Consider the following 13,563-nt stretch of genomic DNA (forward strand, 5'->3'; position numbering starts at 1 on the left):
AAACCCGAAAGGAAACGCTCGTGAATGCAAGCGACAAGCAACCCGACCTGATCCTGCACAACGGCAAGATCACCACGCTCGATCGCGCCAGGCCCGTCGTCAGCGCGGTGGCGATCGCCGACGGCAGCTTCATCGCGGTCGGCGACGACGCCGAGGTCATGCCGCTGGCCGGCGACGCCACGCGCGTGATCGACCTGCAGGGCCGCCCGGTGCTGCCGGGCCTGATCGACAACCACCTGCACCTGATCCGCGGCGGCCTCAACTACAACATGGAGCTGCGCTGGGACGGCGTGCCTTCGCTGGCGCTCGCCATGGAGATGCTCAAGCAGCAGGTGGCGGTCACGCCCGCGCCGCAATGGGTGCGCGTGGTGGGCGGCTTCACCGAGCACCAGTTCGTCGAGAAGCGCCTGCCGACCATCGAGGAACTGAACGCGGCGGCGCCCGATACGCCGGTGTTCATCCTCCACCTCTACGATCGCGCGCTGCTGAACGCGGCCGCGCTGCGCGTGGTCGGCTATACCAGGGACACGCCCGAGCCGCCGGGCGGGACCATCCTGCGCGACGCGGCCGGCAATCCCACCGGCCTGCTGCTGGCCAACCCCAACGCGACCATCCTCTACGCGACGCTGGCCAAGGGCCCCAAGCTGCCCGAGGAATACCAGGCCAACTCGACGCGCCACTTCATGCGCGAGCTGAACCGCCTGGGCGTGACGGGCGCGATCGACGCCGGCGGCGGCTCGCAGAACTACCCCGACGACTACGAGGTGATCCGCAAGCTGCACGACGCCGGCCAGATGACGGTGCGCATCGCCTACAACCTGTTCACGCAGAAGCCCAAGGCCGAGAAGGAGGACTTCGTGAACTGGACCCAGTCCGTCACCTATCACGACGGCAGCGACTACTTCCGCCACAACGGCGCGGGCGAGATGCTGGTGTTCTCGGCGGCCGACTTCGAGGACTTCCGCGTGGCGCGCCCCGAGCTGCCGCCCGAGATGGAGGGCGAACTGGAAGGCGTGGTGCGCGTGCTGGCGCAGAACCGCTGGCCGTGGCGTCTGCATGCCACCTACGACGAAACCATCAGCCGCGCGCTCGACGTGTTCGAGAAGGTCGACCGCGATATTCCGCTGGACGGCATCCACTGGTTCTTCGATCACGCCGAAACCATCTCGGAGCGCTCGATGGACCGCATCGCCGCGCTCGGCGGCGGGGTGGCCGTGCAGCACCGGATGGCCTACCAGGGCGAATACTTCGTCGAGCGCTACGGCGCCCAGGCCGCCGAGGCCACGCCGCCGGTGGCGAAGATGCTGGAGAAGGGCCTCAAGGTTTCGGCCGGCACCGATGCCACGCGCGTGGCCTCCTACAACCCGTGGATCTCGCTGGCCTGGCTGGTGACCGGCAAGACGGTGGGCGGCATGCGCCTCTACCCGCGGCACAGCCTGCTCGATCGCGAGACCGCGCTGCGCATGTGGTCCGAGTACGTGACCTGGTTCTCGAACGAGGAAGGGCGCAAGGGGCGCATCGCGGTGGGCCAGCTCGCCGACCTGATGGTGCCCGACCGCGACTTCTTCGGCTGCGCCGAGGACGACATCGCCGGCACCACCGCGTTGCTGACCGTGGTGGGCGGGCGCATCGTCTGGGGCGCCGGGCCGTTCTCGCAACACGACGCGCCGATCCCGCCCGCCATGCCCGACTGGTCGCCCGCCCGCAGCTACGGCGGCTACGGCGGCTGGGGCGCGACGCAACGCGAAGGCGCGCCGCTGCAACGCGCCGCGGCCGCCGCGCTGTGCGCCTGCGACAGCGCCTGCACGCTGCACGGCCACGCGCATGCCAGCGCCTGGAACAAGTCGCTGCCGACCTCGGACGCCAAGGGCTTCTGGGGCGCCTTCGGCTGCTCCTGCTGGGCGATCTGAGATGGCCGCCCCGCTGCTCGCCGGCAATCCGGCATGGGTGCGCGCCCTGCTCGCGCCGGCCTGGGTCGCGCCGCTGCTGCGGCTCGCGCTGGTCTCCGCCTACCTGGTCGGCGGCGTCGACAAGCTGCTGCACTTCGATGCCGCCATCGCCGAGCAGGCGCATTTCGGCCTGCATCCGCCCGCGCTGTGGGCCGCGCTCGCGATCGTGGTGGAGATCGGCGGCTCGCTGTGCGTGATCGCGCGGCGCCTGACCTGGCTCGGCGCCGGCGGCCTGGCGGCACTGACCCTGGTCGCGATGCTGGTGGCCAACGATTTCTGGAACCTCGCCGGCGCCGCGCGCTTCATGGCGCTCAACAGCTTCTTCGAGCACCTGGGCCTGATCGCGGCACTGGCGCTCGCCACCCTGCTCAGCGATAGTCGCGATACGGCCGGCCACGGCCGAGCCTGATTCGCCGCCCACCATCCATCGATGTCCCGCGGCACTGCGAAATAAACCAAACGACAAGGAACACCGTTCATGAACCCGATTCGCTCCACCCTGCTGGCCCTGATGATCGCGGCCGGCACCGCCGGCGCCTTCACCGCGCCGGCCGCCTTCGCCAAGGCCTCCTTCGCGAAGACGCCGGCCACGTCCGCCGCCCCGTCGCTCGCCGTCGGCCCGCAGTACGACACCACCCACGTCTATGTCGCGCCCGAGGACTTCGACCGCTTCACCGACAGCTTCGTGGCCACCTTCGGCGGCAGCAAGTCCAAACAGGGCGTGTTCCAGGTCACGCCCACGCCGAGCCAGACCATGTCGCAACTGGTGTTCACGCCGGCCGGCACGATCTCGGTGTTCGGCTTCAAGACGCCGGTGCCCTGGCCGTTCGGTGCCGAGCGCACCGGCTACCTGGTGAGCGACATGGACGCGGCCGTGAAGTCGGCGCGCGCGCACGGCGCCGACGTGATCGTCGACACCTTCCCCGATCCGATCGGCCGCGATGCGGTGGTGACCTGGCCCGGCGGCGTCAACATGCAGCTCTACTGGCACAACCAGGCGCCCAGCTACGAGGCGCTGCAGACGGTGCCCGAGAACCGCGTCTACGTCTCGGCCCAGAGCGCCGGCAAGCTGATCCGCGACTTCCTGGCCTTCTCGCACGGCAAGCTGGTATCCGACGTGCGCAAGGCCCCCGGCGTGGAAATCGGCCGACCCGGCGACACCTACCGCCGCGTGCGCCTCGAATCGGGATTCGGCAAGATGACCGTGCTGGTCACCGATGGCCACCTGCCCTACCCGTTCGGGCACGAGATGACCGGCTACGAAGTGTCCGACCTGGCCGCGACGCTGAAGAAGGCCGAGGCGGCCGGCGTCAAGACGCTGGTCGCGCCGTTCAGCTCGGACGGCCGTGAAGCCGCGATCGTGCAGTTCCCGGGCGGCTACGTCGCCGAGATCCACGCCAGCGCCGCGCAATGAAGCACGAGGACACGCTGCTGGCCGCGGTTGCCGGCTTCGTCGACACGCTCAGCTTCGTCGCGCTGTTCGGCCTGTTCACCGCCCACGTGACCGGCAACTTCGTGCTGATCGGCGCGGGCGCGGCCGGCTCCGGCCAGGGCCTGCTGCTGAAGCTGGCGGTGTTCCCCGCCTTCGTGGCGGGCGTGGCCGGCAGCAGCCTGCTGGTGCGTGCCCTGCCCGTGCATCACGCGCGCCAGGGCGCGCGCCTGCTGCATGCCGCCCAGGCCGTGCTGATGTTCGGCTTCTGCCTGGCCGGCGTGGCCGCCTCGCCGGTGGGCGGGCCCGACGACCTGGCGGCGGTGGCCGCCGGCATGCTCGGCGCCTTCGCGATGGGCGTGCAGAACGCGCATCCGCGCCTGGTGGCGCGACCCGGCGTGCCCAACACGGTGATGACGGGCAACGTCACGCAGGCGATCCTCGACGCGGTGGATCTGCTGTCGCCGCATCTGGACAGCGCCGCGCGCGCCGCCGTGCGTGCGCGCTTCGCGAAGATGCTGCCAGCCATCGCCGCGTTCGCGGCCGGCGCCGTGGCCGGCGCGCTCGGCTGGCGGCAGTTCGGCTTCTGGGCCCTGCTCGCGCCCACGCTGGCGCTGGCCTGGCTGGCGATCTTCACCGATACGCGCGAACCCGCCGCCGCCGGGCGTGCGTGACATCGCCCGCCGCGCCGCGCGACCGCGCGGGCGCGGTGCTTCCATCGTTTCCACGATGGCATCCGCCAATCATCACGAGGGGATCATGAGCTCGACCACGCCACGCGCGCGTCGCATCGAACGAGCCGCCGGCATCGCGGCGATCGCGGGCCTGCTGCTGACGGGTGCCGGCACGGCCGCCGCCGCCGAGGCCGCGGACGAAACCGGCGGCGAATCCAAGGCGGCGGCCTCGGCACAAACACCGGCCCAGGCGCCCACCGCAGCCTGCAAGGCACGACGTCCCGTGCCGGGCTTCAATCGCTGGCAGGAAAACTGGGGCGCGCTCGCCGATCCCTGCCTGACGCGCAAGCCGCTCGACGCGCTCAAGTACATTCCGCTGTCGGGCGATCCGAGCTGGTATCTCTCGCTCGGCGCGAACCTGCGAGAGCGCTTCGAATTCAACGACGCGCCCTTGTTCGGGCTCGGCAGCGGCCGCGCCGACGGCTACGTGATCCAGCGCGCGCAAGTCCATGCCGATGCGCGTTTCGGCGAGCACGTGCAGGCCTTCGTGCAGCTCGAGGATGCGCGCCCATTCGGCAAGGATTCGGTGTCGCCCGTCGACAAGAATCCGCTCGACCTTGAGCAGGCCTTCGTCGCCTACGTCGGCCAGCTCGGCGCCGGCACCGTGAAGGCGCGCATCGGCCGCCAGGAGATGGCCTTCGACCTGCAGCGCTTCATCGCCGTGCGCGACGGCCCCAACGTGCGGCAGGCCTTCGACGCGCTGTGGGGCGACTACGAGATCGGCCAATGGCGCTTCATCGGCTATCTCACGCGGCCGGTGCAGTATCGCGATCTCGACAGCTTCGACGACACCTCGAACCGCCACCTGAAGTTCAGCGGCCTGCGCGTCGAGCGCAGCAGCTTCGGCCCCGGCGACCTGTCGGCCTACTGGTCGCGCTACGAGCGCGACGGCGCGCGCTTCCTCGATGCCGCCGGCAACGAGCGGCGCGACGTGTTCGACATGCGCTACGCCGGCAAGCGCGCGCCGTTCGACTGGGACGTGGAAGCGATGGGGCAGACCGGACACGTGGGCGCGGCCAGCATCGGCGCCTGGGCCTTCGGCGCGCTGGGCGGCTATACCTTCGCCTCGCTGCCCGGCACGCCACGCCTCGGCCTGCAGGTGGACGGCGCCTCCGGCGACAGCCATCCCGGCAACGGCCACGTCGGCACCTTCAACCCGCTGTTCCCGAACGGCTACTACTTCACGCTGGCCGGCTACACGGGCTACAGCAACCTGATCCACGTGAAGCCTTCGCTGACGTTCAAGCTCGCGCCGACACTCACGCTGATGACGGCGCTCGGCTTCCAGTGGCGCGAGACCGCCGCCGATGCCGTCTACGGCCAGGGCATGGCGGTGGTGCCGGGCACGGCGGGCCACGGCAGCCGCTGGACCGGCATGTATGCGCAGTTGCGCGCCGACTGGCTGGTCAGCGATAACGTGGCGCTGGCGCTGGAAGCCGTGCATTTCAACGTCGGGGATTCGCTGCGGGCGCTCGGCGCGCGCAATGCCGATTATGTCGGCGTCGAGGCCAAGTTCGGCTGGTGAGGCCTGTCGGCGGTCAGCTTCACGAGGCAGAAAATTTCTTCGGCATCGCCGTTTTTAGGAGTCTTCCGATTGTTCGGGGCGGCGCGCCGGATCACTATCCATACCGGTCACGCGCATGGTGACCGGCCTCTCTTCTCCGCCCGCCCAGTCGGGCGGATTTTTTTGCCGAGCCGGGCTCACCTGTTTCGCGACGGACGACCGGTACCCCGCGCGCGTCACCCCGCAACATCCCAACACATGCCATTACAAAATTCCGCGCCGGATTCGCGCCGCCCACCGGAATAAGCCCTCGCCAAGTCTGTTCACCCCGATGTCACCCCCCCCACATCGACAGGATCGAGAACATGACCGACAAGACTTCCGAATCGAGCCGCCGCGCCTTCCTTTCCGCCGCCACGCGCCTGACCGTGGCCGGCGCCGTCGCGCCGATGGTGGGCTTGCCCGTCGCCGCGCAGGCGGCAACGGCCGCATCGGCCACGGCGGGCGATGCCGCCCACCCCGCCGTCGGCAACGAATACGGCGAAGCCGATGCGCAGCACGCGCTCGACTCGCTGGAGAGCGCCTACGGCGTGCACCCGGCCAAGCGCCGCAACCACACCAAGGGCGTGGGCGTACTCGGCCAGTTCGTCGGCAGCCCGGCGGCGGCCGAGCTGTCGCGTTCGCTGCTGTTCAGCGGCGAGACCATCGAGGTGGTGGGCCGCTTCTCGCTGGCCGGCGGCGACCCCGACGCGGCCGACACCGAGCGCAGCACGCGCGGCGTCGGCCTGCAGTTCCGCCTGCCCGGCGGCGCCCTGCAGCACATGACGATGCTGCATACGCCGATGTTCTTCGCCACCATGCCGAAGACCTTCATCGACAAGTTCTTCGCGCTGACGCCCGATCCCGCCACCGGCAAGCCCGACCATGCCGTGTTCAAGCACTTCCTCGCCACCCATCCCGACCACGCCGCGCAGGCGCATTTCCTCGGCACCGTGAATCCGCCCTGGAGCTACGCGAACTGCGCGTTCTACGGCATCCACACCTTCCGCTTCGTGGATCGCGCGGGCAAGGTGACGATGGTGCGCTGGCGCTTCGTGCCGCGCGACGGCGAGCGCTCGCTGACCGATTCGCAGATGAAGGACGCGCCGCGCGATTTCCTGGAACCGCGCCTGATGGAACGGCTCCAGCGCGGCCCGGCGCTGTGGGACATGATCGTCTCGATCGGCGAGCCGGGCGATCCGGTGATCAACCCCACCCTGCTGTGGCCGAAGGAGCGCCGCGAGATCCACGCCGGCACGCTGACGCTGTCGAGCGCGATGCAGCAGGAGCAGGCACCGAGCTACGGCATCAACTTCGATCCGCTGGTGATGGCCGACGGCATCGAGGCGACCGACGACCCGATCCTGCAATTCCGCTCGTCTTCCTACGGATTGTCGTATTCGCGTCGACTTCGCAAGATCTGAGCCGGCGCATCCCGGGCGCGTGCCTCGGCCCTGCGCCTCAGTCGCGCGCCGCCGGCAGGCGCAGCGTGGCCGCCAGCCCGCCGCCCTCGCGCAGGCTCAGGTCGAGCCGGCCGCCATGCTGGCGCGCGATGCGCTCGGCGATCGCCAGCCCCAACCCCGAGCCGGGCGGGCGATCGGGATCGTCGCCGCGCCGGAACGGCCGCTTGAGCAGGGGCAGCTGGTCGGCCGGCACGCCGGGCCCGCCGTCCTGCACGCTGATCAGCACCGCGCCGGGCTCGGCCCAACTGCGCACCGCGAGGCCGAGCTTGCCGTGTATCACCGCGTTGTGCATCAGGTTCATCAGTAGCCGCTGCATGCCGGTCGGGCGATACGCATGCGGCGGCAGCGGCGCGAGCGACAGCGCGAAGCCGTAACCCAGCCCGACATAGTCGGCCGCGAGCTGCCCGGCCAGCGCGTTGAGATCACCGGGCACGGCCGCCTCGCTGTCCCAGCCGCGCGCGTAGTCGATGAACTGCTCGACGATCGCGTCGATCTCGGCCACGAAGCGCTCGGCGCTCGCCGAGGGCGCCTCGAAGGCCTCGGGCGCGGCGATCGCCATGCGCAGCTTGGTCAGCGGCGTGCGGATGTCGTGCGAGACGCCGGCCAGCAACTCGGCGCGCGTGGCGTCGAGCTCTGCCAGCGAGGCCACCATCCGGTTGAAGGTCTCGGCCACGGTGGCCAGCTCGCGCGGCCCGTCCACCGGCACCGGCGCGGGCCAGGCGCCGCGCTCCACCGCCTTGGCCGCGCGCGCGAGCCGGCTCAGCCTGCCCGCCATGTGCCGCTGCATGAACCAGGCGCCCAGCGCCGGGAACACCGCCAGGGCAAGCAGCTCGGCGATCAAGCCCAAGGGCAGGGAGAGGCCCAGGCCCGTGCTCAACGGGATCACCACCCATTCGGGCTGCCCGTCGATGCGCATCCGAACCCAGATGAAACGGCCCGTGCCGCGCTGCCAGCGGATCTGCGTGTCGGGCGGCAGATTGCGCCTGAGGTGCCGCAGGAAACGCGTCGGCATGTAGCCGTGTGTGCGATCGACCGAATCCGGCGGCGGCATCGCCGGCTCGTCGCCGTTGATCGCGAGCAGCTCGCGGCGGCGCGCCTCGGGCGGCAGCGCGGTCAGCAGTTGCGCCACCATGCGCGTCTGTGAGGCCACCAGCGCGGCGGCCTCGTCGATGCGCGGATTCTGGATGAAGGCGAAGAAAACCGCGAAGGTCGACAGCATGCTGGCCAGCACCACGGCGCTCAGCAACAGCAGATGGCGGCCCAGCAGCGAGCGCGGCCAGGGCATCCTCATGCGTCGAGCTCCGCGATCAGCATGTAGCCCACGCCCCATACGGTGCGGATGTGGCGCGGCGCGGCCGCGTCGGCCTCGAGGATCTGGCGCACCCGCAACACCTGCACGTCGACGCTGCGCTGTGCCGCGTCATGGTGCGGCCCGCGCGCGCGCTCGATCAGGTTGGCGCGGCTCACCGGGCGGTTCGGCGTCTGCGCCAGCGCGCAGAGCAGGCGCATTTCCGCCTGGCCGATCTCCACCCGCGTGTCGTCGCGATACAGCAGTCGCTGGCCGACCTCCAGCCGGAACGGCCCGAAGCGCAGCGCGACCGACTCGCGCTCCTGCGGCACGCCGGCGATCGCATCGCGCTGGCGCAGCAGCATCTGCCGGCGCCGCAGCATGGCGCGCACGCGCGCCAGCAACTCTCCCGGCACGAAGGGTTTCGCCAGGTAGTCGTCGGCGCCGAGTTCGAGGCCGATCACGCGGTCGGCGGGATCGCCGCGCGCGGTCAGCATCAGGATCGGCAGCGTCTCGCCCCGCGCGCGCAGCCGGCGGCAGATCGACAGGCCGTCCTCGCCCGGCATCATCACGTCGAGGATCAGCAGGTCGTAGGGATGGCGCTCCAGGAACACCTCCAGTTGCGGGCCACTCTTGGCGGTGCGCACCTCGAAGCCATGCGAGACCAGGAAGCGTTCGAGCATGTTGCGAATCTCGGCCTCGTCGTCGAGCACGATGATGCGCCCGGGCGCGAGGCCCGGCGCGCTCGCGGCCTGCTGCGCGCTCATGGTGCCGGGCGGGCGCGGCGCGCGGCCAGGAAGCGCTCGATGTCGTCGAGCGTCAGGTAGCCCTTGTGAGCGGCGTCGATCTCCGCGAAATGCTGCGCCACGCGCGGCATGCCGGCCTGCGCCTCGGCCGGCGTGAGCTTGCCGTCGTGATCGGTGTCGGCGGCGGCGAAGCGCGCCTGCAACTGCTGCAGCCCCGCGCCCTGCGCGAAAGCGGCGGAGACGGCCAGCGAGATCGCCAGCAAAGTGGCGAGCCGGATATGTCGTGTCATCGGATGGTCCTTCAGGGGGATGCCCCTGGCGCGGCAGCGCATCATGCATCGACGCCCTCGCCGCGCCAAGTATGGCTCAGTCAAAAACCGACGCTCGGGTTCAGAAGCGATAGCCCACGCCCAGCGTGCCGAACACGCTGGTGCGCCGCTCCACGATCGGGCTGTCGGCCGCGTCGCCGAGCAGGGTGCCGACGCCCGCCGAGGCGCGCAGCGACCAGTGAGCATCGAAGCGGTGCTCGTAGGCGAGCCTCAGGTCGACGTTCGAGAAGCCCGACGAGGCCGAGTACACGGGCAGGTGCGCGAGACTGCCGGCCGCCTGCGTGCCGTCGATGCCGAAATCGGTCTGCGCGGCCGAGCCGTTCGACCAGACCGCGTCGGTGGAAATCGTCACGCGGTCGTGCGGCAGCGCGAGCAAGGCATAGGACGCGCCGAGCGTGACCTGGTTGCCGTAGCCGCTGCGCGCCGATTGCAGGAATTTCACGTTCAACCCGAGCCGGTCGGCCTGCCAGTGCACGAAGGCGCCGTACTGGAACGAATTCTTCAGGTCGCCCGTGCCGTTCAGGATGGTCGCGTCGTCCTGCTTGCGGCCGATCGAGAAGCCGATCAGCGGGCCCACGCTCAGGTGCGGGCCGAGCGCCCAGGCCGCGCCGCCGTCGAGCCCCTCGGTGAAGAAGGTGAGCCGCGGTATCGCGCCGCTCGGCAGCACCACCGAGGGCAGCGGCAGCACGCGGTAGGCCGAGGCGCCGGCGTAGCGCGGCGTCGCCACCACGTCGAGATTGAGGCTGGCGCCGGGCGCCAGCTGGGCGTGCGCGGCGGAGCCGGCGGCCAGGCCGGCCAGGGCCAGCAGCCCCAGCGCCACACGGCTGGCATGACGGGCGCGACCGGAAGCACGACGGCGCGGGACGGAAGACGGAATCGAACGGAAAGCAGGCATGGGGGGATCGATCGGGAACGAAAGGCTGCTGGCGAAAGGCACGGTGCCGGCCGGCGGCCAACGCCGGAGTCGGCGGCGCCCGGCACCGCGGCGGCGTCGACGCGGCGCCCGCCGGGGCTGGCTGCCCGCACGACGCCGTTCGATCGACGCCGCCACTGTAGGCGGCCGTTTTCCGCAAAGCTGTTGCGAATTCATGTCAAACCATGTCGAGCCCCTGGCGCCGCGCCCGGCCGGCGCCTGACATGGGTTGACATCGATTGCCGACAGATTGTCATCGGCGCCCTGGCTAGGCTTCGTCCCGGGCTCGTCATCGCGGGCTCGCTTCTTCCGTTCCCGAGGATTCCCGATGAAACAGCGTTCCCTGTTCCTGGCCGCCGCCCTGTCGACGGCCCTGCTCGCCCCGCCGGCCTTTGCCGGCGTATTCGTCGGCGTCGGCGTCGGCGTGCCGGTGGTGCCCGTGGTGCCCGTGGTGCCGGTCTATGTGCCGCCGCCCGTCTATGTCTCGCCGCCGGTGGTGGTGGCCGCGCCGGCGGTACGCGTGCCGCCCCCGATGGTGCTCGCGCCGGTGGTCGTGCCGCGCACCTACGTGGCGCCGGCCTACCCGGTGGCGAGGGTGCGCGCCGCCTACTGGCCGCACGGCGTGGTGGTGGTGCACTGAAGCCGGCCGGCGAGCCCTTGTCGATCCCAGCGAGTGGTGCTTGAGGCGGGCGCGCGATCCAGCGCGCCCGCCGTCTTTTTCAGCCCGCGCCGCCTTCGCGCGGCTCGCGCCATCGACATGGGCCTCCGCCAGGCAGGCCCATTCGAGATCACCAACCGGCTTCGCGGCGCACCTTGCCGAAATGACGCGACAGGTAGATGCCGAGCAGCAGCGCGCCCAGCGCCATCGCCGCGCAGTCGGGATTCAGGCCGAGGCTGATCGGAAAGCGCTCGAAGCGCAACAGGCCGACCGCGAGATTGAAGGCGCCCCACAGGAAATTGACCAGCGGCGAGGACAGGCCGACGCCGCGCGGAGTCGCGAACGGCGTTGGAAACGGCCGCCCCTGCAGGCCCGCCACCAGGTGCGGGATGCAGTTGCAGAGGAAGGCGCCGGCCAGGAAGGAAGTCAGCAGATGCATGGTGGAATCCATGAAACGGGAACGACGGGGGTTGGGAAAGGCAAGCCGATCGATTCGGATGCCTGATGAAACAAAACGCGCGCGACGCAGGTGCGCCGGATGGCCGGATCGGCGCCCGAAGACGCGCTCCGGCTTCATGACTGGCTCAACGCAGCGTCACGGGCAGGCTGCGCAGGCCGCGGAAGGAGATGGTGGCGGTGCGCTCCGCGTCCTGCTCGTGCACCTCGAAATCGGGAAAACGCTCGGCCAGGGCACCGAACACGATCTGCGCCTCGATGCGGGCCAGCACCGCGCCCAGGCAGGTATGGATGCCATGGCCGAACGACATCATGCGCGTGCCGGTGCGGCCGATGTCGAGCCGGTCCGGCTCGGCGTATTGGCGCTCGTCGCGGTTGGCGGCGCCGAGCAGCAGGTGCACGTACTGGCCCTTGGGGATCGTCATGCCGTCCAGCTCGACGTCCTCGCGCGCCTCGCGCCCGGTCACCTGCACCGGCGCATCGAAGCGCAGCAGCTCGCTGACCAGCGTCGGCGCCAGCGAGGGCTCGGCCACGAAGCGCCGCCATTGCTCGCGCTCGCCCGCCAGCGCGAGCAGGCCGTTGCCGAGCAGGTGCGTGGTGGTGGCATGGCCCGCCGCGAGCAGCAGGATCAGGTTCGAGATCAGCTCGCCCTCGTCGAGCCGGTCGCCGGCTTCCTCGGCCGCCACCAGGTCGCTGAGCATGTCGTCCTCGGGCACCGCGCGGCGCGCCGCGATCAGCTCGGCGAAATACTGGCGGAATTCGGCGATGCCGCGCTGCGCCTGCCCGACTTCCTCGACCGTCAACGGCCGGCCGCTGATGATGCTGCCGAAGGCCAGCGACCAGGCATGCAGCCGCTCGCGTCCCCCGGTCGGCACGCCGAGCACCAGCGCGATCGCCATCACCGGCAGCGGCACCGCGAACTCGCCGATGAAATCGGCGCGGCGGCCCGCGCAGGCGTCGAGCAACTGGTGCGTCAGCGCCTCGATGCGCGGCCGGAACGCGTCGAGCCGGCGCGGCGTGAAGGCCTTCGCGAACAGCTTGCGCAGGCGCGTGTGGTCGGGCGGATCGAGAAACAGCATCTGCTCGCCGAGCGTCCTGCCGATCTCGCGTTCGACGGGATCGTCGCTTTCGCTCATGCCGAGCCGCGCCGCCGAGAAGGCGGGATTCTCGAGCACCGCGGCCACCTCGGCATGGCGCGCGACCAGCAGGCTGCCGACATGGGGATCGCGGCAGATCGGCCGCGCATCGCGCAGGCGGCGATACCAGGGATAGGGATCGGCGCGCTGCGCCGGCTCCATCAACTGGTACATCGAGAACGGGGACACCTCGGAATCGCGCATCGCGCCTCCTGGATCAAGGGGAACGGGCCGGATCGGCGGATCGGGCCGGTGAATCGTGAACGGCGCTTCAGGCCGCGCCGCCTGGCGATCGCGCGGCCGGAGCGCGCCTCGCATAGGGCTCCAGCATGCGCAGGAAGGCCTCGACCATCCACTCGAAACTCTCGTCGCGGCTGACCGGGTTGTTCAGCGCGCCGTTCGTCTCCAGCGAGACGAAGCCGTGCACCAGGCTGCGCAGGCAGCGGAACACGTGCACCTGCTGCGGGCCCTCGAAGGCGTAATCGTGCAGCGAGGCCGTCAGCGTCTGCACCAGGCGTTCGACCGCCTCGCGCCGCTCCGGATCCTCGCGGTCGGTGGTGGCCAGCATGGCCGAGTAGACGCCGGGATTGTTACGCGCGAACTGGCGATAGCCGTTCAGCAGCGCACGGATCGCGGCCGGCCCCGACTTGCCGGCGGTGAGCCGCGCCACGCCCTGCTCGAGTTCGCGCAGGCCATGCAGCGCGAGCAGGCGGCGCACCGCGCCGAGCCCGTCGACATGCGTGTAGAGCGAGGGCGGCCGGATGCCGAGCGCGGCGGCCAGTTCGCCGATCGAGAGCGACTCGAGGCCATCACGGTTGGCCAGCGAGACAGCTTCGGTGCGGATGCGGTCGAGATCGACTTTCATGAAGGCGGGAAGGCAGGATCCGAATTGGCTTCGCATTTTGCCTAATTCGATTAG

General features: G+C 70.5%; 14 protein-coding genes. 7 read left to right on the top strand and 7 right to left on the bottom strand.

The features are described from left to right. Nucleotides 1-20: 20 nt before the first annotated feature. The 6 genes from BM43_RS12980 (at nucleotide 21) to BM43_RS13005 (ending at nucleotide 7,079) form a co-directional block, all read left to right on the top strand. Complete coding sequence (locus tag BM43_RS12980) at nucleotides 21-1,910, top strand: amidohydrolase (protein ID WP_036055309.1); 1,890 nt, start codon at nucleotides 21-23, stop codon at nucleotides 1,908-1,910. Between the two features lies 1 nt (nucleotide 1,911). After that, complete coding sequence (locus BM43_RS12985) at nucleotides 1,912-2,358, top strand: DoxX family protein (protein ID WP_036055308.1); 447 nt, start codon at nucleotides 1,912-1,914, stop codon at nucleotides 2,356-2,358. A 69-nt stretch (nucleotides 2,359-2,427) separates the two neighbouring features. Then, a complete protein-coding gene (locus BM43_RS12990) occupies nucleotides 2,428-3,363 on the top strand; it encodes a VOC family protein (RefSeq protein WP_036055307.1) in 936 nt (311 codons plus the stop codon). After that, on the top strand, nucleotides 3,360-4,052 hold the full coding sequence (locus BM43_RS12995; RefSeq protein ID WP_036055306.1) for a YoaK family protein: 693 nt from the start codon (nucleotides 3,360-3,362) through the stop codon (nucleotides 4,050-4,052). Before BM43_RS12990 ends, BM43_RS12995 begins: the two co-directional genes overlap by 4 nt. Before the next feature lie 55 nt (nucleotides 4,053-4,107). After that, nucleotides 4,108-5,637 carry an alginate export family protein gene (locus BM43_RS13000; RefSeq protein ID WP_230676390.1) on the top strand — a complete coding sequence of 510 codons (1,530 nt, stop codon included), beginning with the start codon at nucleotides 4,108-4,110 and terminating at the stop codon, nucleotides 5,635-5,637. Between the two features lie 344 nt (nucleotides 5,638-5,981). Then, nucleotides 5,982-7,079 (top strand): catalase family peroxidase, encoded by a 1,098-nt coding sequence (locus BM43_RS13005; protein WP_036055304.1) that lies wholly within the window; start codon nucleotides 5,982-5,984, stop codon nucleotides 7,077-7,079. Between the two features lie 37 nt (nucleotides 7,080-7,116). Here BM43_RS13005 and BM43_RS13010 read toward each other — a convergent pair whose 3' ends face one another. The 4 genes from BM43_RS13010 to BM43_RS13025 all read right to left on the bottom strand — a co-directional run bounded on the left by BM43_RS13010 (nucleotide 7,117) and on the right by BM43_RS13025 (nucleotide 10,376). Beyond that, nucleotides 7,117-8,409 (bottom strand): ATP-binding protein, encoded by a 1,293-nt coding sequence (locus BM43_RS13010; RefSeq protein WP_036055303.1) that lies wholly within the window; start codon nucleotides 8,407-8,409, stop codon nucleotides 7,117-7,119. Further along, complete coding sequence (locus BM43_RS13015) at nucleotides 8,406-9,173, bottom strand: response regulator (protein WP_042286789.1); 768 nt, start codon at nucleotides 9,171-9,173, stop codon at nucleotides 8,406-8,408. Before BM43_RS13015 ends, BM43_RS13010 begins: the two co-directional genes overlap by 4 nt. Then, nucleotides 9,170-9,442 carry an EF-hand domain-containing protein gene (locus tag BM43_RS13020; protein ID WP_036055302.1) on the bottom strand — a complete coding sequence of 91 codons (273 nt, stop codon included), beginning with the start codon at nucleotides 9,440-9,442 and terminating at the stop codon, nucleotides 9,170-9,172. Before BM43_RS13020 ends, BM43_RS13015 begins: the two co-directional genes overlap by 4 nt. A gap of 100 nt (nucleotides 9,443-9,542) precedes the next feature. Beyond that, nucleotides 9,543-10,376: a MipA/OmpV family protein gene (locus BM43_RS13025; protein ID WP_036055301.1), complete on the bottom strand. Its 834-nt coding sequence runs from the start codon at nucleotides 10,374-10,376 to the stop codon at nucleotides 9,543-9,545. A gap of 346 nt (nucleotides 10,377-10,722) precedes the next feature. On the opposite strand from BM43_RS13025, the gene BM43_RS13030 reads away from it, so the two are divergent. Continuing rightward, nucleotides 10,723-11,034 (top strand): hypothetical protein, encoded by a 312-nt coding sequence (locus BM43_RS13030; RefSeq protein WP_036055300.1) that lies wholly within the window; start codon nucleotides 10,723-10,725, stop codon nucleotides 11,032-11,034. 148 nt (nucleotides 11,035-11,182) lie between these two features. Here the strand turns inward: BM43_RS13030 and BM43_RS13035 are convergent, their stop codons facing one another. From BM43_RS13035 to BM43_RS13045, 3 genes are all read right to left on the bottom strand, one after another. Continuing rightward, nucleotides 11,183-11,491, bottom strand: a complete 309-nt coding sequence (locus tag BM43_RS13035) for a hypothetical protein (RefSeq protein WP_036055299.1) — start codon at nucleotides 11,489-11,491, stop codon at nucleotides 11,183-11,185. A 145-nt stretch (nucleotides 11,492-11,636) separates the two neighbouring features. Continuing rightward, nucleotides 11,637-12,848, bottom strand: coding sequence for a cytochrome P450 (locus tag BM43_RS13040; RefSeq protein WP_036055298.1), 1,212 nt, complete (start codon nucleotides 12,846-12,848; stop codon nucleotides 11,637-11,639). Nucleotides 12,849-12,915: 67 nt separating this feature from the next. Beyond that, nucleotides 12,916-13,509, bottom strand: a complete 594-nt coding sequence (locus BM43_RS13045; RefSeq protein WP_017920934.1) for a TetR/AcrR family transcriptional regulator — start codon at nucleotides 13,507-13,509, stop codon at nucleotides 12,916-12,918. Nucleotides 13,510-13,563: the final 54 nt, after the last annotated feature.

This window comes from Burkholderia gladioli, from assembly GCF_000959725.1.
Lineage (GTDB): Bacteria > Pseudomonadota > Gammaproteobacteria > Burkholderiales > Burkholderiaceae > Burkholderia > Burkholderia gladioli.